Annotated in this window: 21 protein-coding genes; 8 read left to right on the top strand and 13 right to left on the bottom strand. The window is 66.7% G+C overall.

Annotated features, from left to right (window positions below):
- Positions 1-5 precede the first annotated feature (5 nt).
- The 7 genes from eccB to QXH22_RS27740 form a co-directional block, all read right to left on the bottom strand.
- On the bottom strand, positions 6-1,451 hold the full coding sequence (gene eccB / locus QXH22_RS27770; protein WP_306246612.1) for a type VII secretion protein EccB: 1,446 nt from the start codon (positions 1,449-1,451) through the stop codon (positions 6-8).
- 3 nt (positions 1,452-1,454) lie between these two features.
- Positions 1,455-3,176, bottom strand: coding sequence for a type VII secretion AAA-ATPase EccA (gene eccA / locus QXH22_RS27765; protein ID WP_306246614.1), 1,722 nt, complete (start codon positions 3,174-3,176; stop codon positions 1,455-1,457).
- Positions 3,173-3,727, bottom strand: coding sequence for a DUF2694 domain-containing protein (locus QXH22_RS27760; protein ID WP_306246616.1), 555 nt, complete (start codon positions 3,725-3,727; stop codon positions 3,173-3,175). Before QXH22_RS27760 ends, eccA begins: the two co-directional genes overlap by 4 nt.
- Before the next feature lie 57 nt (positions 3,728-3,784).
- Positions 3,785-4,639, bottom strand: coding sequence for an ESX secretion-associated protein EspG (locus QXH22_RS27755; protein ID WP_306246618.1), 855 nt, complete (start codon positions 4,637-4,639; stop codon positions 3,785-3,787).
- Positions 4,640-4,641: 2 nt separating this feature from the next.
- Positions 4,642-4,953 carry an ESX-1 secretion-associated protein gene (locus QXH22_RS27750; protein ID WP_306277585.1) on the bottom strand — a complete coding sequence of 104 codons (312 nt, stop codon included), beginning with the start codon at positions 4,951-4,953 and terminating at the stop codon, positions 4,642-4,644.
- Between the two features lie 89 nt (positions 4,954-5,042).
- Positions 5,043-6,341 (bottom strand): EspA/EspE family type VII secretion system effector, encoded by a 1,299-nt coding sequence (locus tag QXH22_RS27745; protein ID WP_306246622.1) that lies wholly within the window; start codon positions 6,339-6,341, stop codon positions 5,043-5,045.
- A gap of 229 nt (positions 6,342-6,570) precedes the next feature.
- Positions 6,571-7,659 carry an FHA domain-containing protein gene (locus QXH22_RS27740; protein WP_306246625.1) on the bottom strand — a complete coding sequence of 363 codons (1,089 nt, stop codon included), beginning with the start codon at positions 7,657-7,659 and terminating at the stop codon, positions 6,571-6,573.
- A gap of 447 nt (positions 7,660-8,106) precedes the next feature.
- On the opposite strand from QXH22_RS27740, the gene QXH22_RS27735 reads away from it, so the two are divergent.
- The gene (locus QXH22_RS27735) at positions 8,107-8,397 is read left to right on the top strand and encodes a WhiB family transcriptional regulator (RefSeq protein WP_306246627.1); all 291 of its coding nucleotides are present in this window, start codon (positions 8,107-8,109) and stop codon (positions 8,395-8,397) included.
- Positions 8,398-8,476: 79 nt separating this feature from the next.
- On the opposite strand, the gene QXH22_RS27730 is transcribed toward QXH22_RS27735, so the two are convergent.
- Positions 8,477-8,926 (bottom strand): nitroreductase family deazaflavin-dependent oxidoreductase, encoded by a 450-nt coding sequence (locus QXH22_RS27730; protein WP_306246629.1) that lies wholly within the window; start codon positions 8,924-8,926, stop codon positions 8,477-8,479.
- 111 nt (positions 8,927-9,037) lie between these two features.
- Here QXH22_RS27730 and sigI point away from each other — a divergent pair, with 111 nt between their 5' ends.
- The gene (sigI, locus tag QXH22_RS27725) at positions 9,038-9,895 is read left to right on the top strand and encodes an RNA polymerase sigma factor SigI (protein WP_306277584.1); all 858 of its coding nucleotides are present in this window, start codon (positions 9,038-9,040) and stop codon (positions 9,893-9,895) included.
- Positions 9,896-9,900: 5 nt separating this feature from the next.
- On the opposite strand, the gene QXH22_RS27720 is transcribed toward sigI, so the two are convergent.
- The gene (locus QXH22_RS27720) at positions 9,901-10,977 is read right to left on the bottom strand and encodes a MinD/ParA family protein (protein WP_306277583.1); all 1,077 of its coding nucleotides are present in this window, start codon (positions 10,975-10,977) and stop codon (positions 9,901-9,903) included.
- Positions 10,978-11,002: 25 nt separating this feature from the next.
- Between QXH22_RS27720 and QXH22_RS27715 the strand changes: the two genes are divergently transcribed.
- The 3 genes from QXH22_RS27715 to QXH22_RS27705 all read left to right on the top strand — a co-directional run bounded on the left by QXH22_RS27715 (position 11,003) and on the right by QXH22_RS27705 (position 18,024).
- Positions 11,003-11,380: a hypothetical protein gene (locus QXH22_RS27715; RefSeq protein ID WP_306277582.1), complete on the top strand. Its 378-nt coding sequence runs from the start codon at positions 11,003-11,005 to the stop codon at positions 11,378-11,380.
- A gap of 601 nt (positions 11,381-11,981) precedes the next feature.
- The gene (gltB, locus tag QXH22_RS27710; RefSeq protein WP_306246632.1) at positions 11,982-16,565 is read left to right on the top strand and encodes a glutamate synthase large subunit; all 4,584 of its coding nucleotides are present in this window, start codon (positions 11,982-11,984) and stop codon (positions 16,563-16,565) included.
- Entirely contained in the window at positions 16,558-18,024 is a 1,467-nt protein-coding gene (locus tag QXH22_RS27705) for a glutamate synthase subunit beta (RefSeq protein ID WP_306246634.1), read from the top strand. Before gltB ends, QXH22_RS27705 begins: the two co-directional genes overlap by 8 nt.
- Before the next feature lie 359 nt (positions 18,025-18,383).
- On the opposite strand, the gene QXH22_RS27700 is transcribed toward QXH22_RS27705, so the two are convergent.
- On the bottom strand, positions 18,384-19,232 hold the full coding sequence (locus QXH22_RS27700) for an LLM class F420-dependent oxidoreductase (RefSeq protein WP_306246635.1): 849 nt from the start codon (positions 19,230-19,232) through the stop codon (positions 18,384-18,386).
- A 27-nt stretch (positions 19,233-19,259) separates the two neighbouring features.
- Here QXH22_RS27700 and QXH22_RS27695 point away from each other — a divergent pair, with 27 nt between their 5' ends.
- Both QXH22_RS27695 and QXH22_RS27690 read left to right on the top strand, forming a co-directional pair.
- A complete protein-coding gene (locus QXH22_RS27695) occupies positions 19,260-19,685 on the top strand; it encodes a hypothetical protein (RefSeq protein WP_306277581.1) in 426 nt (141 codons plus the stop codon).
- A complete protein-coding gene (locus QXH22_RS27690) occupies positions 19,685-20,689 on the top strand; it encodes a PHP domain-containing protein (protein WP_306277580.1) in 1,005 nt (334 codons plus the stop codon). Before QXH22_RS27695 ends, QXH22_RS27690 begins: the two co-directional genes overlap by 1 nt.
- Here QXH22_RS27690 and dinB read toward each other — a convergent pair.
- From dinB to QXH22_RS27675, 3 genes are read right to left on the bottom strand one after another with little or no spacing between them, the layout of a single operon-like run.
- Positions 20,678-21,877, bottom strand: coding sequence for a DNA polymerase IV (gene dinB / locus QXH22_RS27685; RefSeq protein WP_306277579.1), 1,200 nt, complete (start codon positions 21,875-21,877; stop codon positions 20,678-20,680). The two genes, QXH22_RS27690 and dinB, sit on opposite strands and share 12 nt — an antisense overlap.
- A 24-nt stretch (positions 21,878-21,901) precedes the next feature.
- The gene (locus QXH22_RS27680) at positions 21,902-22,549 is read right to left on the bottom strand and encodes a TetR/AcrR family transcriptional regulator (protein WP_306277578.1); all 648 of its coding nucleotides are present in this window, start codon (positions 22,547-22,549) and stop codon (positions 21,902-21,904) included.
- 49 nt (positions 22,550-22,598) lie between these two features.
- On the bottom strand, positions 22,599-22,862 hold the full coding sequence (locus QXH22_RS27675; protein ID WP_306277577.1) for a PE-PGRS family protein: 264 nt from the start codon (positions 22,860-22,862) through the stop codon (positions 22,599-22,601).
- 56 nt (positions 22,863-22,918) lie between these two features.
- On the opposite strand from QXH22_RS27675, the gene QXH22_RS27670 reads away from it, so the two are divergent.
- Positions 22,919-24,388 carry an NAD(P)/FAD-dependent oxidoreductase gene (locus QXH22_RS27670; protein ID WP_306246648.1) on the top strand — a complete coding sequence of 490 codons (1,470 nt, stop codon included), beginning with the start codon at positions 22,919-22,921 and terminating at the stop codon, positions 24,386-24,388.
- Positions 24,389-24,390: the final 2 nt, after the last annotated feature.

Raw genomic sequence — 24,390 nt, 5'->3', positions numbered from 1 at the left:
CGCCATCACTGGGGTGCCCCCGGGGTGCCGCCCGGAACTTTCCGGGGAGTCGGATCCGCGGGCAACGTCTCGTGCTCGAGCATCGCCGCCTCCTTCGAGAGCACCGGCCCGTCCACGAGCAGCCGGATGATCTCCCAGGGCGCGGTTTTCGGTGAACCCAGACCGAGGGCCTTGGCCGCCTCGGCATTCGGTACCCCGTAGCGCACGCCCTCGGGGTCGATGTAGTACATCGACTCGCCATACCGCGGATCCGGGGACTGCAGCTGCACGAACTTGCCGCCGTCGATGTAGATCGTTGCGGTGCCCTGAATCTGCTTGATTCCGTTGCTCATCTGTGTCGCCGGGATCGGAAGATGCCGCCCGGACAACACGGTGGTCTTGGGTGCCTGGTCACCGGCCGCGCGATCCCAGCTCCAGCACAGTGTGGGTTCGTCCGGCCGGGCCAGGATCTTCAACTGATCGTTCGGAAGCGGCGAGGGGTACACCCGTTCCGGTATCCGCACCACCACGCTCGGTACTACCGCCGGCGGCGCGACCAGACCGTGAGATTGGGTGGCGCGCAGCGCCGCCGCGGTGGTCGAGTTCACCATGGCGATCCCGTCGGGCAACACCACGTAATACTGCGGACCCTTCTCGGTGTGGATCTGGAACACCGAGCCGATCACCAGATCGTCGGACAAACCGAGGTTGTTGGGCGCGCCGGCGAACGGTATCGGTGGCAGCTGCCAGTTCCCTTGGCTGGGCAGTGCGTTGAACATGCCCTCGGAGATGGGCACCGGCTTGGCGGTGACGGGAATACCCATCGCCGAGGTGAGCGCGCGATCGGTGAGATCGATTGAGTGGCGGCCCTTTTCGGTGACTATCCAGTCCTGGCCCTGATAGGTCGCCAGCATCGCCTCATTCGAATCGACCGGGTCGATCGAGGAGTCGATCTGCAGCGGCATGGCGATCACCGAGGTCTGTATCGCCGGCGATGCGGTGTCGGCCCGGGAGACGGTGTCGCACAACGTCCAGACCGAGGTACTGCCACCGGACACCGGAGTCGCGTAGGGCGCACCGGGAATGCCGAGAGTCTGGCCCAGCGGCAGCTTGCTCAGCTCGGAGGACTTGACGGTCGCCGGGCTCGACGGGCTGCCCAGCACCAGCCGTGCGGATGTCAGGTTGTAGACGGGGTGCAGTTGCCCGGAGATGATGACGTAGAGCTCGTTGGTCGCGCGATCGGTCAGCAGGGTGGTGCCACCGAGTTTGCCTTGCGGCTTGAAGAACGCGAGCAGCCCCGCACCGGCCAGGATGATCACGGCGATGACCACACCCAGCCACACCGAGCGGCTGTAGAACTGCAGGGGATCGTCGAACATGCGGGTGTCGCGCCGCACGATGGCATGTTCGACTCGGCGAAGCAGGAAGCGCCAGCCGCTAACCTGAACCTTGGTGGTCAGGCGAAGCCCCATGTGTCACTCTCTCATGTTGAGGTGTGCATGGACCGCGGCGATCGCCTCGGCCATGTCCGTGCCGTTGATCTCCTGTAGACGGTCCACGTCGAGAGCCTCGATGTCGAGACCCTGAGCCAAACGCATATCGCGGCACTGCTCGGCGGCCTCCACCAATTGCCGCGCGTAGCGGCCGTTTCCGGCGATGTCGAGGGCCGGCCGGCCGCGCAGCGTCCGGTCGTGCAGCACCTTGGCGGCTTCCAGCACCTCGTCGGCGGCCTGCGGGCTCAGCGTCGAATCATTGGCAGCCGCAATGACTTTAGCGATTTCGAGGATTTCCTCGGGGCTGTAGGTGTCGAACTCGATGCGGGTGGCGAAGCGCGAACGCAGGCCCTCGTTGGTCTCCAGCAGCCGGTCGATGTCGTTGCTGTAGCCGGCGATGATCACCACCAGCCGGTCGCGGTCGTTCTCCATCCGGGCCAGCAGCGTGTCCATCGCCTCCTGGCCGAACGGGTCGGTGCGGCCGTCCCGCTCCTGCACCAGCGCGTACGCCTCGTCGATGAACAGCACTCCGCCGAGGGCCTGGTCGATGGTCTTGGCGGTCTTGACCGCCGACTGACCCTCGTACTCGGCGACGAAATCCTTCCGCGAGGTCTCGACCAGTTTCGGCTCGGAGATGACGCCGAGCCCGGCCAGGATGTTGGCCACCACGCGGGCGATTGTGGTCTTGCCGGTCCCGGGCGGCCCGGTGAAGATCATGTGCTTGCTGGGCTGGGCGACCTTCATGCCCTTGGCGGCGCGAACGCGTGCCATCAGCGTGGCCGCCCGGTAACGCTCGATCTGCGTCTTGACCCGGCTGAGCCCGATCTGGCGCTCCAGTTCGGCTTGAGCCTCCTCGAGCAACCGGTCGCGCGCGGAGTTGTCGGTCACCACGCTGCCCGGATCCCACGGGTCCGACCGGGAGGCGATCTGCTCGGCCGTCGTCGTCTTCAGCCGGTACGACGGATCCTTCAGCGCGGCAGACACTTTCGGTTCCGGGTGGGTGGTCTGCAACCACTCCAGCAGCGCGACGGCGGCATCCTCGTTGCCCTGGCTGCGCCGAGCCATCGCCAGGAACCAGGCGATCGCCCGGGCGCACGCTTCACCGGCCGGTGAGTCGTTGGCTTCGGTGAGCCGGCGTTCCGCTTCGGTGAACAGGCCGAGGTTGGCGGCGGCGACGCCGTGCGCAACGCCGGCGGCACCGGTGAGGAACTTGTCCGGCCACTTCGAGGCCCCCTTGACCTCATCGATCACGTCGGTCCAGCGCTCGGCGGCGCCGTAGATCACCGCCCGCATCCACGACACCAGATGCTCGGAGCCCGACACCGCACTCGCGTCGATCGCTTCCAGCGCGTCGGAGTAATTGCCCTGAGCCGCTTCCGATGACGCGAAGCCCATGGTCACCGCCAGGGGCGAGGTGATCGGGTAAGTGATGTCGCCGTAGATTCCGCCGATGGGAACCCGCGCGTTGAGCGTGCTCATCGATATCTGGGCGGCGCCGGAGAGTTGTCCGAAATTGCGCCGTGAATACCAGGCGCGGAAGAGTGTCACCCGGTCGGTGTCGCCACAGCGGATCCGGCCGACCCAGGCGTCGCACGCCGCTTCGTCGTAATTCGTGATCTCGGTGAACAGGTCGAGCGACCGTGCCTCGGACAACGGCAGCATGCCGACGGCACTGTCGAACAGACCGGCCAGGCGATCAGTCATTTATCACCGTTGTAGCGGGCGGTGTAGTCCACTTCGTACCGGGTGGCGAACACCTCGGCCTCCCGTGCCGCCGCCTCTTCCGGGGTGGGCAGGTGCAGCGTGCTTTCGACGAACTCGTGCAGCAGCGCACTCTGCTGGTTGTTGTCGCCGGTGATCTCGCTCATGGTCTCGACCATCAGGGTGTGCTGAGCGGCCCGCGCCTTCTGCCGGGCCAGGTCGGCGATGATGAAAATCTCCTCGGCGAGCGCAGTTTCGGACATGCTGGAAGCCTTGTCGGTCACGGTGATGTTCTGCACCCGGCCGTCCATGAGCGCGGTTACCGACACCGACCCCTGCGGGTTGGTCACGGTGAACAGCGCCAGTTCTTCGTCTTCGTCCTGCTCCGTCAGTCCGTCGAGCGCGTCGAGCCCCGTTCCGGCGTCATCCGATTGGGCCGGGGGCGCATAGTCACCCAGCGCATCAAGAGCCGACTCCTCGACGTCGGTGCCGCCGCCGGAGAAATCCAGCGCAGCGAGATCGTCGCTGTCATAGTCGTTCCCGGGCAGTTCCACTGTCGGGTCCCTTTCTCGTTTCGGAAGTCTGTCGGTCGTTTCGGAATTCTGACGCCGTCAGGCCGAGGCCTGGGCGTGATCCAGCCAGGAGCCGGCGGGCAGCAGCTCCAGCAAGGCGTCGAGAGCGCGCTGCAGATTCTGTTGCGTGCCCGGAAGGAAGCTGCCGTACAGCTCACCGCCGACCCGACGCGGCAGCGAGACCAGCCGACCGTGCTTGGAGTCCAGAACGCCTGCGGCGGCCGAGGTGTGCGTGGTGGTCCCGCCGGGATGGCGCTGGGTCGCAATGATCTCCACCCAGCCCGTCGGGTCGCTGACGATCTCGGTGTAGATGCGCGCCTGGGTGGGCGAGACCCCGTGCCGGGCGAGCTGCGCGGCCGTCGTGCATTCGGCCAATTCGCTCGCGACACCGGTGAGCGGTTCGACGCCGGCCGGTTCGGCCGAACCCAGCACGGTGGTCACCATTCCGGCCAGCCCGATCTGCGGCGCCACCAGTTGCAGCACCAGCATGTCGTCGTCGCGTGCTGCGACCACATGCGTATCGTCCTTGCGGCACACCACAAATCGCACCATCAGGCCACCGGCGTCGCCGCCCCGGTCACGGCGCCACCACCGGCATTCCAAGGTCCGGTCCGCCCGGCTGATCGTCTCGACCATCTTCGCGACCCCGGGGTGCGGTTGCCCGTTGTGGTCGAGAACGCCCTGTGCGGTGAGGTCGCGCTGAACCTGTTCCCACACGATGTCGCGCAGGTCCTCCTGCGGAATGTTGGGGCGGATCCCAAGGGCGACCGGGAAATCCACCAGGTGCAACCGGTCGGCGATCACCAGCATGCCGTCGATGGTGACCTCGACGCCTACGACGTCGTCGGCCGGGCCCGCGAAGCCCGCGCGACCGGAAGCCAGCGGACCGGACACGATCAGCCGAAGATCTTGTCGATGATGCCGCCAAGCCCCTGGTCGGAGTTGAGGTATGCAGTGGCGGCCTGGACGAGGTTGGTTGCCAGGCCGTTGCTCACTCCTTGCACACCCTTGCCGGTGTTGCTGCGGCTGGTCTCTACGTCGCGGAGCGCATTGTTGAATTTGGACGTGAACGAGCCATGGGTCATCGAGACCTTGCCGCTGATCCCGTTGACGGTATTGGTCGCGGTTCCGAACTGGCCGGCTATCTCGGTTTGCATGCCTGACAGCACCTTCAGGAATGAAGGAACGACTTCCAGAATTCCGGACATGGGGTAGACCCTCCTCTACGCTTAACTTTTTACTCGCTATGGCTTTGGCTTGCTATGGGTTTGGCCGTTTAGTGGCCGACTGTTTGCAATTACAGGACGGTGCCCTGCTGGCCCTGTTGGCCACCGGCTCCCGCCTGGACCGGTGCGCGCTCGCCATCGGAGCCGGCTGCCGCACCGTCATCGTCCTTCTGACCGCCCTGTTGGACCTGCGACGAGATCATCTGGGCCTGTTGGCCAGCCATGCTGCCCATTTGTCCTGGTCCGCCCCCGACCGCCATGAGCTGCTGCAATTGGCCCATCGTCGAGGTGATCTGGCCGACGCCGGGCAGCTGCGCGAAGTTGAGCAGGTTGCTGAAGCTCAGTGCCGGCACGCCGGCGAACCCACCCAAAAAGTCCGGCAGAGCGGCCAATTCGGTCCAGGTGGGTAGCTTGCCCAGGTTGCCGACACCGGGGAACAGATCGCCGAGACTGGGGAGTCCGGGGAACAGGTTCGGGACGCTGGGCATCCCGGGCAGCGTGGGGAAGCCGGGTATGAGGCCGCCGCCCCCGCCGAACCCGGGGATGCTGGGGAAGCCGGGAAGTCCGGGGAAGCCCGGGAGGAGGCCGCCGCCGAAGTCGGGGAACGAAGGAAGGATCCCGCCGAAGTCCGGCAGCCCGGGGATCGACGGCCACTGGAAGTCGGGGAGGCCGGGGATCGGCAGGTTGAAGTCCGGCAGGCCCGGGGTCGGGGGCCAGGTGAATTCGGGCAGGCCCGGAATGCTGGGGAAGCCGGGGATCGGGATGTCGGGCAGCTTCGGCGGCCAGATGGTGTCGATGATGCCGTCGATGATCCCGGGGATCAGGCCCGCGAGAGCCGGCAGGTTTGTGAGGATGTCGAGCAGGCGTCCGCCCAATCCGATCATGCTGGCCGCGTTCATCGCGGTCATGATCGTCAGGTACAGCAGCGCGCCGCCGGTGACGGCCATCGCGAGCGCGCAGCAGGGGATGGCGATGGCCACCGAGAGGGCATCGCCGATCAGCCACACCTTCTCCAGCTTCTTGCAGGCCTTGTAGCAGCCGTCGACCATGTTCTTCATCGCGCGCAACACGTCGCGGGTGTCCGACACGTGCTCGGCCTGGTTGGAGATCAGGTTGCCGGTCAGGTCGTCGATGTCGCCCATCAACTTCGCGCGCAGTTGCTGCGCGGCATTCTGATTCAAATAGGCGTCCGCTGCCTGGCCGATCCAGTTGGTGCCCGGAATTGCGAGGCCGATCTTGTCGGCGACACCTTTGAACAATGAGGAGCCGGCATTGAAAATGTCGCCTGGGTCGGGAATGCCTTCACCCAGCAAAAACAACTGGGCGTAGATGAAGTTGCTGGTGGTCTTGCACATCGCGCTACCCGACATTTGAGTGGTTCCTTACGTTGGCTTGTTGGTGTGCACGGTCATTTCTTTATGCACCTTCGCACCGTATGTTGAGCTTAGCAGCGCTCTGACAGGGCTCGATGCACGAATTTTCGAGTGCGCGTGGCCTTTTCGAGCGCACGGCACAGTCAACTTCACAGCGGAATTACGGGGTGGCGCGAGCCTTCCCCGGACGATCAGCCCCGGCGTGTGATTGCGCCCGGGTTCCATGTCAATTGATCTGACTTATCAGCGCTTCGATCGCTTCGGCGATTTCGGCCGGCAAGACTTCTTCGGCTTCCGCTTTGACGATCATTTCCTCGGTGACGCCGGCCGCCTGTGCAGTTTCCAGCGTGGAGAGATTGGCACGCCGGCGCGCGGCATATAACCGTTGCGCCAGCGTCGCGCCCGGGGCCGTGGCCCCCAGCGTCATCAATTTGTCGTGGTACCGCCGCACCGAGCCCATCGCCTTGATCAGTTCCGGGGTGATCCGGCTGATCCGCGTCGCCTGAACGGCGATCGCCTCGAGCTGGCGCAGGTCGGCCAGGATCGGTGCCGCCCGTTCGGTGAACTCCGGATCCTCGGGGGAGGGCAGGGCCGCGATGGCCAGACTGCAGGTGTCGACGGCGGCGGCCACGGCCTGGGCGATCAGCGACGCCGGGCCGTCGGTGGCCGAGGGAGCCTCGGTGATCGGGTCGGCGGCCGGCGCGGGAGCCGGCTGGCTGGCGACGGTGTCACCTTCGCGGATCCGGGCGATCGTGCCGGCCGGCCACTGCAGTACTTCCTCGAGCTTGGCGCGGGTCCGCTCCCGGGGCCAGCTGCGGCCCTTCTCGAAAGAGATGAGCGCGCCCGCGTTGATGATGCCGTCGGCGGCAAGGCTGCGCTGGCTGATGTCGAGTTCGCGACGGCGTGCCGCGGCGGCGGCGCCGGCCCGGATCACTCCTGGGTCGGCGTCACCGGTCTGGTCGTCCTGACGGGGCTCTTCAGGCGGATTCGTCGGCCTGACGACTTCGAACGTCAACGCCTTGCCTCCAGTGGGATCGCCGAACGGGACGTTTTTCTTGTCGCTGACGGACGGGCTCTCGCGCAGTCCGACGACGAACATACCGCTCTCGCAGTCGTCGACGCGCTCATCGGGAAAGCGCCACATTCCGTCCTTCGTCACAGCTCGCAGGTCTACCCCGGTGGCCTGCTGGTCATTGGCCGGCCACGTGGATCGCCTGCGGCGGCCCATGTCCGTGATGCTGCACCCGGGTGCGGTCGCACCGCCGCTGAATGCGGCCAGCGCAGCCGGCCCCACAGTCGATTCGGCGTTGGGCATCTGGGTGCAATCCTCGCTCGCGGTTGTCGGGGCGGGCAGCGCGGCGGGCCGTGCAGCACACCTTTCGCTGACCAACATCGTAACCGTTGCACCCTTCCATTGCTATACCTTCGCTACGTTTTCGCGCCGAGCTGCCCGGACGGGGTCTGGGCCATCAAACCGTCTTACCGCTACGGTTAACCATCGCGCCAGTGGGTGCCGCTGAGAACATTTTGTTGAAATGCTGTGAACGGAACCAGCTGATCAGCAGGCTACGCACAGCTGATTGACAGGGTATAACCCCTGGTAATCGCAGGTTCGATCAGTAAGCTCGCCTGTTCCGCTCCAAAGCCGTAGCACCGTGGCGGAAATGCTGCAGAATGAACTGTTGCACTGCGATGGTTGGTGCGCTAGCCTTCTGCAACAGAGGGGCAGAACGCGCAACGCTTTATGGAGGAATGCAAAGACATGACCGCAACAACTCTTTACGAGGTCCCGCAGTTGGGCGTGTGCACCCAAGACCCCGACCGTTGGACGACGACCCCCGACGACGAGGCCAAGACGTTGTGCCGGGCCTGCCCGCGCCGTTGGCTGTGCGCCAAAGAGGCCGTGGAATCGCCTGGCGCCGAGGGACTTTGGGCCGGTGTGGTCATCCCCGATTCCGGCCGCCCGCGCGCCTTCGCGCTGGCGCAACTGCGGTCGCTGGCCGAGCGCAACGGTTTCGCAGTGCGCGAGCGGGTGACTGCTCAGTCGGCGTGACCGCCATCCGACGACCGCATATAAGGCAGATACGGCGCGAGAAATCCGGGCGATTTCTCGCGCCGTATGCGTTGAGGGCCTACGTCTGCTCCACGGGGTCGAACCGGAACACGGCCAGCCGGCCGGCCAGGGCTTCGAACTCCGCGGCAGTGCCGTTGCGTACCAGCCCGGACCGCTTCGCGAACGCCACGCCGACGGGAACCTTGGCGGGGAACTCGCGGAGGACCGGACGGGCGTCGTCTGAGTTCAGCTCCACGATCCGGACCTGTCGACGGCGGCGTCCGCGTGCCAGCGTGCCGGTTCCGGCCGCCCGGGCGTTGGCCGCCCAGTCCGCGCCGGGATACCCGGCGACCACGTAGAGAGCGCCGCGGACGTGGAACGGCGTCATCGGGGTACTGCGCGGCTGCCCCGATCGGCGGCCCGGCACGGTCAACACCATCGCGGGCCCGGTCGGTATGCCGAGCTTCTGTACGGCCTTCATCAACGCGTTCATCGGCTTGAGATACCGGGGCGGGCGCGGATCGTTCATGGGGACTCCTCTGAGCAATGACGTGCGTGCGCAACCAAGGACGGGATGGCAGGTGGAAAAGTTACGTCCCGGCACCCGTAACTTTTCTGCTCGCGAAATCGTCGAAGTCCTATGAACCCAGCTGCTCTCGCCGAGGCCTGGCGCAGGCACCGTCCGTATCTGGTCAATCTCGGCTACCAGATCCTCGGCGACGTCGGTGAAGCCGAAGACGTTGTGCAAGAGGCATTTCTGCGGCTCTCTCGCACCGGTGTGAAGGAGGTGGACGATGTCCGGGGCTGGCTCACCGTCGTGACCAGCCGGCTGTGCCTCGACCAGATCCGTTCGGCGCGAGCCCGATACGAGCGGCCGCAGTCCGACGATTTGCTGCCCGCCGACGCGCGTCTGGTCGACCCGGCTGACCGGATCACCCTGGACGACGAAATCCGCAGCGCCCTGCTGGAAGTCCTGCGCAGGCTCAGTCCCGGCGAGCGAGTCGCTTTCGTTTTGCACGACGTCTTCGGCGTCCCCTTCGACGCCATCGCCGAGACCGTCGGCCGTCCGGCCGGCACCTGCCGGCAGCTGGCCCGGCGCGCTCGGGCGAAGTTCAAAGATGCGAGTGTGCATCGTCTTCCGGCGACGGATGTCACCCCGACCGAGCACCACGTCGTGACCGAGAAATTCATCACCGCCTGTGCCAACGGCGACATCGCCGGATTGACGGCCGTGCTGGATCCGACGGTATGGGGAGTGGGTACGGTGCTGGCCGACCCGATGCCGCCGCCGCAGGTCAATCACGGGCCCGCGGCGGTCGCCACCAATCTGCTGCGCTACCTGGGTGCCGGAGCGACCCTGGTCGGTGGTCCGGCCGGCCAACCGGTGCTGCTTGCCTTCGCCGAACGCCGGCTGTTCGCCGTGGTGGTGCTGACCGTCCGCGGCGGGCTGATCACCAAACTCGAGGCGACGGCCGACCCGGCGGCGCGCTGGGCCTGACTGGTTCAGGCGGGCGTGCGGTTGCGCGGCCCCTGCGCGCGGGACGCGAAATATCCGGTGATCGTGGCCGCCACCTGCAGGAACTTCAGCCGGGTCGCGGCAGCCATCTCCCCGGTGACGTCGATGACGCCGCCGGGTCGCAAGTGGGGATCGAACGGCACCTCGACCACCGGTTGCCCGTGGTCGACGAACTCGCGGGCCAACAGCGAGCGGGTGCGCTTGTCGGCATGGCCGTCCGAGTCATTCAGTACCACGACACTGCGTTGCAGCAGATCGCCGAGGTCGTGGTCCGACAGCCACTCGACCGTCTTGGCCGCGGCCGCGGCGCCGTCCGCCCATGGCGAGGACACCACGATCAGAGCGTCCAGATCGCGCAGCACCTCGCGCGTCACCGCGGCATCCATCGTCGACCCGCAGTCGATAACCGAGATCGCGAAATGCCGATCCAGCCGCAACGCCGCTTCCCGGTAGATCGCGGGGTCCAGGACCCGGCGCGGACCGGTCAGCGGTTCGCCGCCCAGCACGTAGAGCCCGGTTGCATTCCTGCCCACCCGCGACGTCACGTCGGCGAACGACTGCAGGTTCTTGTCGGCGGTCAGCTCCCAGAACGAACCGGTGGTGCGCGGGTCGATCCTGCTGCTGAGCCGGCCGAAGGCGGTGTCGGCGTCGATCGCGACGATGCGGTCCTGCTGGCGCAGCTCGGCCAGGATCGAGCCGACGCTGGCGGCCACCGACGTCTTGCCGACGCCGCCCTTGCCGAGCACACCCACCTTGTGGTTGCCGTGCAGGGCGGTCCGGACGGTCGCCTCGAATTGCGCGGCGTCGCGCTGCGCCGCCGAGGGGCCGGGGTTGACCAGTCCGAACGTTGCCGCACGGACCATGCGCCGCCAGCCCCGCTCGGCGGGCCGGGCCGGGGTGCGGGTGGCCGGGCCGGTCGCCGCGCCCGGCCAGGGACCCGGTGGTGGCGGACCCTCGGGACGCCGGGGTGGCGCGATCGGTGGGAAGGGCGGTAGCGGTTGCCGCGGCACGTCACGGTGCGGTGCCGGCGGCGGTGCGGGCCGCACCGGTTGCTGGGGCGGCACGGGTTTGTGCGATGGCGGAGGCGGCTTGTCTGAACTAGGAGGTGGTGGTGCCGGGCTGCCCGCGGTCGGAAGTGGTGTCGACGGCGGCTGGTCCGCAGTCGGGGGTGGTGGTGGCGGTTTGTTCGGAGTCGGAGGTTGTGCTGGCGGCGGCTTATCCGCACTCGGGGGTGGCGGCGGCGGTTTGTTCGGAGTCGGAGGTTGTGCTGGCGGCGGTTTGACCGGCGGCGGGGACGGTGGGGGAGGCTGCGACGGCTGCGGTGCCCGCTCGGCGGGAGCGGCGGGCGGTCTGGGACGCGAGACCTGCTGCTCGGACCGCATTCGGTTCCGCAGAAACTCTTGGGGCTCGTTCATGGGCTCCTCGGGTGCACAGGCTGGTCAGCCAACGCCGGATGCTGACGTCTAGTATCGGTCACCGACCGGTCCGCGCCAGCCGCGTTCCAACCGCGCAAACTCTGCCGAGAAGCCGACCCAGCACCGGCACCGTTCCGCCCGAGGGTCCCCCTGCCGATTGCGCGGACATTGCTGCCACGCCTTATCGCGCGTCATGTTGCCGGTGTGACGGGCTCCCCAGACCCGCAACACCGAGGCGCGGCCACCCCATCGGCCCTCGTAGCAAACTTTACGGCGTAGGGCGCAGACACCGGCATCACAATGCGATTCTCACCACAGTGCTGCCCCATCGCCCGTGGTCGCAGGCCAGGCCGCAATCCTGTCGATCGCTGGTAACAGCGAATTTACGGAGCTGCCAGCAGAAAGGTTAGTATTGGTAAGTTGGCATGTCAGGCGGGTTTTGTCATATCGTTTTACGACTTGTCGAAATAGGTACGGGGCTACCGTTCAACGCTGCACGGACGAATCCCTGACCTGATTATCTCCGCTTGGCGGACAGCCTGTCGATGAGACCGAGGGGGTTCAGCCCGCAACCTCCGGATGCGGTCCCTTCGATCCGGAAAGTCGATTCGCAAAGCGGCCGTGCAGAAAGTCTGCTGAAGGGTTAGGTGGGAATGACGCCCAAGCGCGTCGGGCTGTATAACCCCGCATACGAACACGATTCATGCGGTGTGGCCATGGTCGTCGACATGCACGGCCGGCGGAGCCGCGACATCGTGGACAAGGCCATCACCGCACTGCTCAACCTCGAGCACCGCGGTGCCGCCGGCGCCGAACCGCGCAGTGGTGACGGTGCCGGGATCCTGATTCAGGTCCCGGATGCCTTCCTGCGCGAGGTCGTGGAGTTCGAGCTGCCCGAAGCGGGCAGCTACGCCACCGGCATCGCCTTCCTGCCGCAGTCGGCCAAGGACGCCGCCGCGGCGTGCGCCGCGGTGGAGAAGATCGCGGAATCCGAGGGTTTACAGGTGCTCGGCTGGCGCAACGTGCCCACCGACGATTCCTCGCTCGGCGCGCTGTCGCGTGACGCCATGCCCACCTTCCGGCAGGTCTTCATGGCCGGTGCCTCCGGGATGGCGCTGGAACGCCGCGCGTACATCGTCCGCAAGCGGGCCGAGCACGAACTCGGTACCAAGGGCCCGGGCCAGGACGGTCCGGGTCGCGAGACGGTGTACTTCCCGAGCTTGTCCGGCCAGACGTTCGTCTACAAGGGGATGCTGACCACCCCGCAGCTCAAGGCCTTCTACCTGGATCTGCAGGACAGCCGGATCACCAGCGCACTGGGCATCGTGCACTCCCGGTTCTCGACGAACACTTTCCCGTCCTGGCCGCTGGCGCACCCCTTCCGGCGCGTCGCGCACAACGGTGAGATCAACACCGTCACCGGCAACGAGAACTGGATGCGCGCCCGGGAGGCGCTGATCGAGACCGACATCTTCGGGTCGCAGGACGACGTGCAGAAGTTGTTCCCGATCTGTACGCCGGGGGCATCGGACACCGCGCGGTTCGACGAGGTGGTCGAGTTGCTGCACCTGGGCGGACGCAGTCTGGCCCACGCGGTGCTGATGATGATCCCCGAGGCGTGGGAACGCCACGAGTCGATGGACCCGGCGCGCCGGGCGTTTTACCAGTACCACGCGGCATTGATGGAGCCGTGGGACGGACCTGCGTCCATCACGTTCACCGACGGCACCATCGTGGGCGCGGTGCTGGACCGCAACGGACTGCGGCCCTCCCGGATCTGGGTGACCGAAGACGGCCTGGTGGTGATGGCGTCGGAGGCCGGCGTACTCGACCTCGACCCCTCCACCGTGGTCCAGCGGATGCGGCTGCAGCCGGGCCGGATGTTCCTGGTGGACACCACCCAGGGCCGCATCGTCTCCGACGAGGAGATCAAAGCGGAGCTGGCCGCCGAGCACCCGTACCAGGAGTGGCTCGACAACGGCCTGGTTCCGCTGGAGAAGCTGCCGGCCAACAAGTACGTGCGCATGCCGCACCACCGGCTGGTCGTGCGGCAACAGACGTTCGGCTACACCTACGAAGAACTCAACCTGCTGGTGGCCCCGATGGCCCGTACCGGTGCCGAGCCGCTCGGGTCGATGGGCACCGACACCCCGATCGCGGTGCTGTCGAAGCGTCCGAGGATGCTGTTCGACTACTTCCACCAGCTGTTCGCTCAGGTGACCAACCCGCCGCTGGACGCTATCCGCGAAGAGGTGGTGACCAGCCTGCAAGGCACGACGGGTGGGGAGCGCGACCTGCTCAACCCGGACGAGACGTCCTGCCACCAGATCTCGCTGCCGTCGCCGATCCTGCGCAACTACGAGCTGGCCAAGCTGATCAACCTCAACCCCGAGGACGAGGTCAACGGGCGGCCGCATGGCTTGCGTTCCAAGGTGATTCACTGCCTGTACCCGGTTGCCGAGGGGGGCGCCGGGCTGGCCGCCGCGCTGGACGACGTGCGGGCACAGGCATCGGCGGCGATCGCCGACGGTGCCCGGCTGATCATCCTGTCCGACCGCAACTCCGACGAGACGATGGCGCCTATCCCGTCGCTGCTGGCGGTCGGGGGAGTGCACCACCACCTGGTGCGCGACCGCACCCGCACGCACGTGGGCCTGGTCGTCGAGGCAGGCGACGCCCGCGAGGTGCACCACATGGCCATGCTGGTCGGGTGCGGCGCGGCCGCGATCAACCCGTACCTGGTGTTCGAGTCGATCGAAGACATGCTCGACCGCGGCGTCATCGACGGCATCGAACGCAGTAAAGCGCTCAACAACTACGTCAAGGCCGCGGGCAAGGGCGTGCTGAAGGTGATGTCCAAGATGGGCATCTCGACGCTGGCCTCCTACACCGGCGCGCAGCTCTTCCAGGCCGTGGGCGTCTCCGAGGACGTGCTCGACGAGTACTTCACCGGATTGGCCTGTCCTACCGGCGGTATCACGCTGGATGACATCGCCGCCGACGTCGCGGCCCGGCACTCGCTGGCCTACCTGGACCGGCCGGACGAGCGGGCGCACCGCGAACTCGAGGTGGGCGGGGAGTACCAGTGGCGCCGCGAGGGCGAGTACCACCTGTTCAACCCGCAGACCGTCTTCAAGCTGCAGCACTCCACCCGCACGGGTCAGTACAAGATCTTCAAGGAGTACACCCGGCTGGTCGACGACCAGAGCGAGCGGATGGCGTCGCTGCGCGGCCTGCTCAAATTCCGTGCCGACCTGCGTCCGCCGGTGCCGATCGAAGAGGTCGAGCCGGCCAGTGAGATCGTCAAGCGTTTTTCCACGGGCGCGATGAGCTACGGCTCCATCTCGGCGGAAGCTCACGAGACGCTGGCCATCGCGATGAACCGGCTGGGCGCCCGGTCGAACAGCGGCGAGGGCGGCGAGGACGTCAAGCGTTTCGACGCCGACCCCAATGGGGACTGGCGGCGCAGCGCGATCAAGCAGGTGGCCTCCGGCCGGTTCGGGGTCACCTCGCACTACCTGACCAACTGCACCGACATCCAGATCAAGATGGCGCAGGGCGCCAAACCTGGTGAGGGCGGCCAGCTTCCGGGTCACAAGGTGTATCCGTGGGTGGCGTCGGTGCGGCACTCCACGCCCGGCGTCGGGCTCATCTCCCCGCCGCCCCACCACGACATCTACTCGATCGAGGATCTCGCGCAGCTGATCCACGACCTGAAGAACGCGAACCCGTCCGCGCGGGTGCACGTGAAGCTGGTGTCGGAGAACGGGGTGGGGACGGTTGCGGCCGGCGTTTCGAAGGCGCACGCCGACGTGGTGCTGATCTCCGGACACGACGGCGGCACCGGAGCGACGCCGCTGACGTCGATGAAGCACGCGGGCGCGCCGTGGGAGCTGGGGCTGGCGGAAACGCAGCAGACCCTGTTGCTCAACGGGTTACGCGACCGGATCGTGGTGCAGGTCGACGGCCAGCTCAAGACCGGCCGTGACGTGATGATCGCGACGCTGCTCGGCGCCGAGGAATTCGGTTTCGCCACTGCACCTCTGGTGGTCGCCGGCTGCATCATGATGCGGGTCTGCCACCTGGACACCTGCCCCGTCGGGGTGGCCACCCAGAACCCGTTGCTGCGCGAACGCTTCACCGGCAAGCCGGAATTCGTCGAGAACTTCTTCATGTTCATCGCCGAAGAAATGCGGGAGTATATGGCGCAGTTGGGCTTCCGGACCGTCAACGAGGCGGTGGGCCAGGCAGGAGCGCTGGACACCACCCTGGCCCGTGCGCACTGGAAGGCGCACCGCCTGGACCTGGCGCCGGTGCTGCACGAACCGGAGTCGGCGTTCATGAACCAGGACCTGTACTGCAGTTCGCGGCAGGACCACGGCCTGGACAAGGCGCTCGATCAGCAGTTGATCGTGATGAGCCGCGAGGCGCTGGACTCCCAAAAGCCGGTGCGGTTCTCGACCACGATCAGCAACGTCAACCGCACCGTCGGCACCATGCTCGGTCACGAGGTCACCAAAGCCTATGGCGGACAAGGGTTGCCGGACGGAACCATCGACATCACCTTCGAGGGGTCGGCGGGCAACAGCTTCGGGGCCTTCGTCCCCAAGGGCATCACCCTGCGTATCTACGGGGACGCCAACGACTACGTCGGCAAGGGCCTATCCGGCGGCCGGATCGTGGTACGGCCTGCGGACAATGCGCCGGAAGGCTATGTCGCCGAGGACAACATCATCGGCGGCAACGTGATCCTGTTCGGCGCCACCAGCGGTGAGGTGTATCTGCGTGGCGTGGTCGGCGAGCGGTTCGCGGTGCGCAACTCCGGAGCACACGCCGTCGTCGAGGGAGTCGGCGACCACGGTTGCGAGTACATGACCGGTGGCCGGGTCGTCATCCTGGGCAGTACCGGGCGCAACTTCGCCGCCGGTATGTCCGGTGGGGTGGCCTACGTCTACGACCCCGACGAACAACTGCCGAACAACCTCAACATCGAAATGGTCGACGCTGAGGCTCTGGACTCCGACGACGCGGAGTTCCTGCACGGCATCATTACGGCGCACGTCGACGCCACCGATTCTGCTGTCGGCCAACGTATTCTGGGCGACTGGCGTAACCAGCAGCGGCACTTCGTGAAGGTGATGCCGCGTGACTACAAGAAGGTGCTGCAAGCGATCGCTGATGCCGAACGCGATGGCACCGATGTCGACAAGGCGATTATGGCGGCGGCACATGGCTGATCCAACTGGCTTTCTCAAGTACACCCACCGGGAGCTGCCCCAGCGGCGGCCGGTTCCGTTGCGACTCAAGGACTGGAAAGAGGTCTACGAGGAGTTCGAGACCGAGAGCCTGCGCGAGCAGGCGACCCGCTGCATGGACTGCGGAATCCCGTTCTGCCACAACGGGTGTCCGCTGGGCAACTTGATCCCGGAGTGGAACGACCTGGTGCGCCGGGGCCGCTTCCGCGACGCGATCGAGCGGCTGCACGCGACGAACAACTTCCCCGATTTCACCGGTCGGCTGTGTCCGGCGCCGTGCGAGCCGGCGTGTGTGCTGGGCATCAACCAGGATCCGGTGACGATCAAGCAGATCGAACTCGAGATCATCGACAAGGCCTTCGACGAAGGCTGGGTGGAGCCGGTACTTCCGCACTGCGACACCGGAAAGACGGTGGCCGTGGTGGGCTCCGGACCGGCCGGATTGGCCGCCGCGCAGCAGCTCACCCGCGCCGGACACAAGGTCACCGTCTTCGAGCGCGAGGACCGGATCGGCGGACTGCTGCGGTACGGCATTCCCGAGTTCAAGATGGAGAAGCGGGTGCTGGACCGCCGGCTGGCGCAGATGTCTGCCGAAGGCACCCAGTTCCGGGCCGGCGTCAACGTCGGTGAGGACATCACCGCCGAGCAGCTGCTGGCCGATTTCGATGCCATCGTGCTCGCCGGTGGGGCCACCGCGTGGCGCGACCTGCCGATCCCGGGCCGCGACCTCGACGGCATCCACCAGGCGATGGAGTACCTGCCGTGGGGCAACCGCGTCCAGGAGGGTGACGACGTGCTGGGGCCGGACGGCGAGCCTCCAATCACCGCCAAGGGCAAGAAGGTGGTGATCATCGGCGGCGGCGACACCGGAGCGGACTGCCTGGGCACCGCGCACCGACAGGGTGCGGCCCGGATCCACCAGTTCGAGATCATGCCGCGCCCGCCGGAGACCCGCGCCGCGTCCACACCGTGGCCGACCTACCCCCTCATGTACCGGATCGCCTCGGCCCACGAGGAGGGTGGCGAGCGGGTGTTCTCGGTGAACACCGAGGAGTTCCTCGGCGAGGACGGGCATGTCACCGCGCTCAAGGTGCACGAAGTGGCGATGCAGGACGGGAAGTTCGTCAAGGTCGAAGGCACGGACTTCGAGCTGGACGCCGACCTGGTGTTGTTGGCCATGGGGTTTGTCGGTCCGGAGAAGCCCGGTCTGCTGACCGAGCTCGGGGTGAAGTTCACCGAGCGGGGCAACGTCGCGCGTGGGGATGACTACGAGACGTCGGTCCCCGGTGTGTTCGTCGCCGGCGACATGGGCCGAGGCCAGTCGCTGATCGTCTGGGCGATTGCTGAAGGCCGGTCGGCGGCCGCGGCGGTGGACCGCCATCTGATGGGTGCCAGCGCACTTCCGGCGCCGATCAAGCCCACCGCAGCGCCGTTGACGTAATCACATCAGTCACACCTGAAACATTTGATAAATGTTCGGCGTGCCGTCGAACGTTTGCCAGCGCACGGGTGTCTAATAACTGTTTGTGCGCTCCATCACATAAAGGCAAGCTCGGGCCGCCCAGGAGCCACGGTCGCGTCAATCGATCGCAGGAGTTACCACCGTGCACATGAACCCAGTTCCACGGACAAAAATGGGTCGAATCGCCTGGTCACTGGTTCGCCACCCGGTTAAGAGCCGTGAGTTTCCGGCGAAGCACGAGCGTCTGGTAACGGCCGAAGAGCTTCTGCGCTTCGCCATGTAACCCCCTGGGTCAGCTGGCGGGGGCGCGAGGCCGGTCCTGGGTGGGTTTGCTCGCGCTAGCTCAGCAAACCTGAATCCCGGATCGCCTCGGCCAGCGGCTGCAGAACGGCGGGCTCGTGTGGCGGGGCGATGTAGACGATGCCGAGGTCCAGTCCTTCGGCACCCAGTGCGGCCGCAGTTTCCAGGACTTGCCCGTAGTTGCGGTCGGGGCCCAGGCCGAGATGGGCGGACAGCGTGATTTCCTTCGGGTCCCGCCCGATGTCTTGGCAGCGCGCTGCCAGCACGTCGCGCTTGCGCGCAAACTCCTCGGGCGTCCCGCCGGCGAAATTCCAGTGCTGGGCGTACCGCGCGGTGATCGGCAGGGTCCGCTTTTCTCCGCTGCCCCCGATGGCGATCGGCGGATGCGGACGTTGCGGCCCCTTCGGCTCGTTGCGGGCGTCTTTGAGTTGGTAGTAAGTGCCGTCGAACGTGGTGGTCTCGTCGCTGAGCAATCCGATCAGCACCTGGCAGGCCTCCTCGAACCGATCGAAGCGCTCCTTGACGCTGCCGAGTTCGATGCCGTACGCGCCGGATTCCTCCTCGTTCCAGCCTGCGCCGATGCCCAGCTCGAGGCGGCCGCCCGAGATGATGTCCAGCGTGGCGGCCATGTTGGCCAGCACCGCCGGGTGGCGGTAGTGGATGCCGGTGACCAGGGTGCCCAGCCGCAGCCGTTTGGTGGCCTGGGCCAGCGCGGTCAGGGTCGTCCACCCTTCCAGGCAGGGGCCGGTGGAGTCGGAGAAGATCGGGTAGAAGTGGTCGAAAGTCCAGCCCGATTCGAATACGTCGATGTCGTCGGCGGCCTGCCAGACAGCCAACATATCGGGCCAGGTGGTGTTCTGTGGTGAGGTCTTGAATGCAAATCGCATGATCTCGACACTAGACTCGGTCAGACGATGGTTCTCGGACTCGACACCAAACTCACCCTGCTCGCAACGGGATTGATCTTTCTGCTCGCGCTGGCCCTCGGCGTATGGAAGTACCGCCAGATCATGGTCGCCGAAGATCACCGTGCCCACGTCTATGTCGACATCGCCCACCGGGCGGCGCTGTTGTATGCGTTCGCCACCTTGTTGTTCGCGCCGTTCGTCGAACTCAGTGCGTGGCCGGCGTGGGTGAATCTGACGGCGACGGGCGTGGCGGTGTTGTTCTTCGTCGGCGCGATCGTGAGTTACATCGTGCACGGCGCGCGGCGTGACACCGAGAACCAATTCGACCCGCCGGTGCGGGGGACCGGCGTCATGATGGCCCTGCTGATCGTCGGTGAAATGGGCGGTTTCGGGGTGGTATTCGCCGGGTTCATCGCCGGGCAGCTGCTCTGATGGATCCGGTTCTCGCGCTGCGCCAGATCGCGTACTACAAGGATCGCGACCGCCAGGATTCCCGGCGGGTCATGGCCTATCGCAATGCCGCCGACATCCTCGAGCGTCTGGACGAAGCCGCCCTGGAGCGGCACGGCCAGGCCAACAGCTGGCAGTCGATCCCCGGCATCGGGCCCAAGACCGCGAAGGTCATCGCGCAAGCCTGGGCCGGCCAGGAACCCGACCAGTTGGTCGAATTACGTTCGACGGCAAAGGATCTTGGTGGCGCCGAGGTTCGCACGGCGCTGCGCGGAGATCTGCACCTGCACTCCAACTGGTCCGATGGTTCGGCGCCGATCGAGGAGATGATGGCGACCGCAGCCGCCCTCGGGCATGAGTACTGCGCGCTGACCGACCACTCGCCGCGGCTGACGATCGCCAACGGGCTGTCACCGGAGCGGTTGCGCAAGCAGCTCGACGTGATCGACGAGTTGCGGGAGAAGTTCGGGCCGCTACGCATTCTCACCGGGATCGAGGTCGACATCCTCGAGGACGGCACTCTGGATCAGGAACCCGAGCTCCTCGACCGCCTGGACATCGTGGTGGCCAGCGTGCACTCGAAGCTGTCGATGGAGCCCGCGGCAATGACGCGGCGGATGGTGCGCGCCGTCTCCGACGGTCACGCCGATGTGCTGGGACACTGCACGGGCCGCCTGGTTTCCGGCGGCCGGGGTATCCGGGCGGAGTCGAAGTTCGACGCCGAGAAGGTTTTCACCGCCTGCCGCGACCACGGCACCGCGGTCGAGATCAATTCCCGTCCCGAGCGCCGGGACCCGCCGACGCGATTGCTCAATCTGGCGCGCGACATCGGTTGCGTCTTCAGCATCGACACCGACGCCCACGCGCCGGGGCAGCTGGATTTCCTCGGCTACGGCGCGCAGCGGGCGCTGGATGCGGAGGTTCCTATCGATCGCATCATCAAAACGTGGTCCGTCGACAAGCTGCTGGACTGGTCAGTCCGGTAGGTGCGGCACCTCCAGCCCCGGGTCGCGTCCGACCAGCACGGCGCGCGTCAGCGCGGATTTGCCGTAGCGCCGATGGACCTCGTCGATCGCTTGATCGACCGCCGGCGAATCCCCGCCGAACGGCAGCATCAGCTGCTGGGTACCGCTGCGGTCGATCCCGGTGACCGCGAATCCGACCAGCGTCAGGCCGCGTTCGGCGATGAGCGGCGACGCCGAGGCCACCAGCCGCCGGGCCGCGGCGAGGATGGGTGGGGTTGAGGAGGTGGCCCACGGCATCGTCTGCGACCGGGTTGCCCGGCTGAAGTCTTCGAATCGCAACCGCAACACCACCGTGCGTCCGGTGCGGCCGGCGGCGCGCATCCGCCCGGTGATCCGATCGATCAGGTTGACCACCACCGCGTCGACCTCGGCGGGTGACATGGTGGTGCCGGCGCGGCCCAGTGCGCGCTGCGCCCCCACCGAGCGGCGCCGCACACCGGTGGTCACCCGGCGGCGGTCGATGTTGCGCGACAACGCATATAGCTGGCGACCCATCGCCGGGCCGACCATGGAGGCCAGCATCGATTCACCGAGTTCGGCGACCTGGGCGACCGTGGTGATGCCGTGGGTGTGCAGCTTCTCGGCGGTCACCGCACCCACCCCCCACAACCGGCGCACCGGCAGCGGGTGCAGAAATTCCAGCTCCCGATCTGGCGGGACCAGTAGCAGACCGTCGGGCTTGGCCTCCTGGCTGGCGACCTTGGCGAGGAACTTGGTGCGGGCGATGCCGACGGTGATGGGCAGCCCGACCCGCGACCGCACATCCTGGCGCAGCCGCGCGCCGATCTCGAGCGGCGTGCCCGACACCCGGCGCAAACCGGCGACGTCGAGAAACGCCTCGTCCACCGACAGCGGCTCGACCTGCGGTGTGCAGTCGCGAAACACCTCGAAGACGGCGTCGCTGGCTTTCGAGTAGGCGCTCATCCGGGGCGGCACCACCACGGCATGCGGACACAGCCGGCGCGCCTGCGCCCCGCCCATCGCGGTGCGCACCCCGTAGGCCTTGGCCTCGTAGCTGGCCGCCAGCACGACGCCGCCGCCGACGATTACCGGGCGGCCCCGTAAACCGGGGTCGTCCCGCTGTTCGACGGAGGCATAGAACGAGTCCAGGTCCGCATGCAGAATGGACGCCTCACAGCGCACGAACATATGTTCGCATGCGGGTCCGACAGGTCAGCGCTTGTCGCCGTAGATGGCGCTGACCCAGATGTGCACCAGGGTGTCCAGCACGGTGGTCTCCGGCACCGACGGCTCCTCGGCGAGAAACGACGCCGACAACGCACGCTCGTTCATCAGGTTCAGCGCCGTAGCCAGCTCCAGCGCCGGCAGGGTCACCGGCGCGGCACCGCGCTCGCGTTCGGCCTCGATGACGGATGCGGTGTAGGCGATCCATTTCTGCATGAACACCGACCACAAGTCCCGCGCCTCGGCATTGATGGCCCGGACGCCCTGACCGCCCCGGATCACCGCGCGGTGTGCGCCGAAGGTCTCGACGAACACATTGATCCCGGTGCGCCACATGTCGTCGCGGCCGGATTCGGGACGGTCGGCAAGCGCCTGCAGTGCCGTGTCGGCCTCGTTGACCACCCGGTCCAGCAGCGTCAGCAGCACCGCTTCCTTGGACGGGAAATAGAAGTAGAAGGTGGGCCGGGAGATGCCGGCGCCCTTGGCCAGGTCGTCGACGGAGATGTCGGCCAATGGGCGATCTTCCAGCAGCCGTTCGGCGGTCGCCAGGATGGCCAGCTCGCGTTCGTCGCCGGACGGCCGCGCGCTGCGGCGGCCCCGCGGAAGCGGCGCTTTGCTCGCGCGGGAGGTGGGCACGCAGGCAGCGTACACCGTGTCGAGAGTCTCGACACCATGTCGACGCCGGTCACGGCAACCCGTCGTGGCCGTCCTCGCCCAGCACCGAGCCACCCGTGCCGCCCGGGCCGGGGGTGCCCGGAGCATTGCCGGCGCCGGAGTTGCCCCCGTTGCCGCCGTCTCCGACGACGACGGCGTTGCCCCCGTCGCCGCCGCTGCCGCCGGTGCCGGTCGCCGGATCGGATTGGCCCCCGTTGCCGCCGTTGCCGCCGCGCAATATAACCCTGCCACTCCGCTTGGAGCTGCATATTCGCAGCTCTCTGGCGGTTTTCATGCAGTCGATCGACATATCGTTGACCGACTCGACACCGCGTTGATAGCGTGGCCGACATGACTGAGCACCTTGACGCTGTCATCGTGGGCGCCGGCATTTCGGGGGTCAGCGCGGCCTGGCATCTGCAGGACCGGTGCCCGACGAAGAGCTACGCCATCCTGGAGAAGCGGGCAGACATGGGTGGCACCTGGGATCTGTTCCGCTACCCCGGGATCCGCTCCGACTCGGACATGTACACGCTGGGCTTCCGCTTTCGCCCGTGGACCGAGCGGCAGGCCATCGCCGACGGCAAGCCGATCTTGGACTACGTCAAGAGCACCGCGGCCATGTACGGCATCGACAAGCACATCCGCTTCCAGCAACGGGTGATCGCCGCCGACTGGTCCAGCGCCGAGAACCAGTGGACCCTGCAGATCGACAGCAACGGCACCCACAGCGAACTCACCTGCTCGTTCCTCTTTCTGTGCAGCGGCTACTACAACTACGAGGAGGGTTACGCTCCCACGTTCGCCGGTGCCGAGGACTTCACCGGCCCGATCATCCATCCGCAGCATTGGCCCGAGGACCTCGATTACCAGGGCAAGAACGTCATCGTGATCGGCAGCGGCGCCACGGCCGTGACTCTGGTTCCAGCACTTGCCAATTCGGGCGCCAAGCACGTCACGATGCTGCAGCGCTCGCCGACCTACATCGTGTCGCAGCCGGAGTCGGACAGCATCGCCGACAAGCTGAACCGCTACCTGCCCGAGAAGGCGGCTTACACCGCGGTCCGGTGGAAGAACGTGGTGCAGCAGGCGGCACTTTACGGTGCCTGCCAGAAGTGGCCGCGGCGGATGCGCAAGATGCTGATGGGGTTGGCGCAGCGCCAGCTGCCCGAGGGTTACGACGTGCGAAAGCATTTCGGGCCGCATTACAGCCCGTGGGACCAGCGGCTGTGCCTGGTGCCCAACGGAGACCTGTTCCGCGCGATCCGCCACGGGAAGGCCGAGGTGGTGACCGACACCATCGAACGGTTCACCCCCAACGGAATCCGGTTGAACTCCGGCACCGAGTTGCAGGCCGACATCATCGTTACCGCAACGGGTTTGAACCTGCAGCTGTTCGGTGGCGCGACCACCAGCATCGACGGCCAGCCGCTGGACCTGACCAAGACCATGGCCTACAAGGGGATGATGCTGTCGGGCATCCCGAACATGGTCTACACCATCGGTTACACCAACGCGTCGTGGACGTTGAAGGCCGACCTGGTTTCCGAATTCGCCTGTCGTCTATTGAATTACATGGATGACAACGGCTACGACACGGTGGTGGTCGACGAGCCGGCCCCCGACGTCGAGGACCGGCCGTTCATGGAGTTCACCCCCGGCTACGTGCTGCGCTCGCTCGACGAGTTGCCGAAGCAGGGTTCGCGTACCCCGTGGCGGCTGAATCAGAACTATCTGCGCGACATCCACCTGATCCGGCGCGGGAAGATCGCCGACGAAGGCTTGCGGTTCGCGAAAAAGCCTGCCCCGGTAGCCGTCTAGTC

Origin of the sequence: Mycobacterium sp. TY814 (genome assembly GCF_030755175.1) — a bacterium.
Taxonomy (GTDB): Bacteria; Actinomycetota; Actinomycetes; order Mycobacteriales; family Mycobacteriaceae; genus Mycobacterium.
This window is presented reverse-complemented; position numbering and strand designations above follow the sequence as displayed.

Coding starts and splice junctions, on each gene's coding strand:
- QXH22_RS27750 (WP_306277585.1), bottom strand. CDS start 4,953: ATGTCCGGAATTCTGGAAGTCGTTCCTTCATTCCTGAAGGTGCTGTCA.
- QXH22_RS27690 (WP_306277580.1), top strand. CDS start 19,685: ATGGATCCGGTTCTCGCGCTGCGCCAGATCGCGTACTACAAGGATCGC.
- eccB (WP_306246612.1), bottom strand. CDS start 1,451: ATGGGGCTTCGCCTGACCACCAAGGTTCAGGTTAGCGGCTGGCGCTTC.
- QXH22_RS27670 (WP_306246648.1), top strand. CDS start 22,919: ATGACTGAGCACCTTGACGCTGTCATCGTGGGCGCCGGCATTTCGGGG.
- dinB (WP_306277579.1), bottom strand. CDS start 21,877: ATGTTCGTGCGCTGTGAGGCGTCCATTCTGCATGCGGACCTGGACTCG.
- gltB (WP_306246632.1), top strand. CDS start 11,982: ATGACGCCCAAGCGCGTCGGGCTGTATAACCCCGCATACGAACACGAT.
- QXH22_RS27735 (WP_306246627.1), top strand. CDS start 8,107: ATGACCGCAACAACTCTTTACGAGGTCCCGCAGTTGGGCGTGTGCACC.
- sigI (WP_306277584.1), top strand. CDS start 9,038: ATGAACCCAGCTGCTCTCGCCGAGGCCTGGCGCAGGCACCGTCCGTAT.
- QXH22_RS27700 (WP_306246635.1), bottom strand. CDS start 19,232: ATGCGATTTGCATTCAAGACCTCACCACAGAACACCACCTGGCCCGAT.
- QXH22_RS27740 (WP_306246625.1), bottom strand. CDS start 7,659: ATGCCCAACGCCGAATCGACTGTGGGGCCGGCTGCGCTGGCCGCATTC.
- QXH22_RS27675 (WP_306277577.1), bottom strand. CDS start 22,862: ATGAAAACCGCCAGAGAGCTGCGAATATGCAGCTCCAAGCGGAGTGGC.
- QXH22_RS27745 (WP_306246622.1), bottom strand. CDS start 6,341: ATGTCGGGTAGCGCGATGTGCAAGACCACCAGCAACTTCATCTACGCC.
- QXH22_RS27695 (WP_306277581.1), top strand. CDS start 19,260: ATGGTTCTCGGACTCGACACCAAACTCACCCTGCTCGCAACGGGATTG.
- eccA (WP_306246614.1), bottom strand. CDS start 3,176: ATGACTGATCGCCTGGCCGGTCTGTTCGACAGTGCCGTCGGCATGCTG.
- QXH22_RS27730 (WP_306246629.1), bottom strand. CDS start 8,926: ATGAACGATCCGCGCCCGCCCCGGTATCTCAAGCCGATGAACGCGTTG.
- QXH22_RS27705 (WP_306246634.1), top strand. CDS start 16,558: ATGGCTGATCCAACTGGCTTTCTCAAGTACACCCACCGGGAGCTGCCC.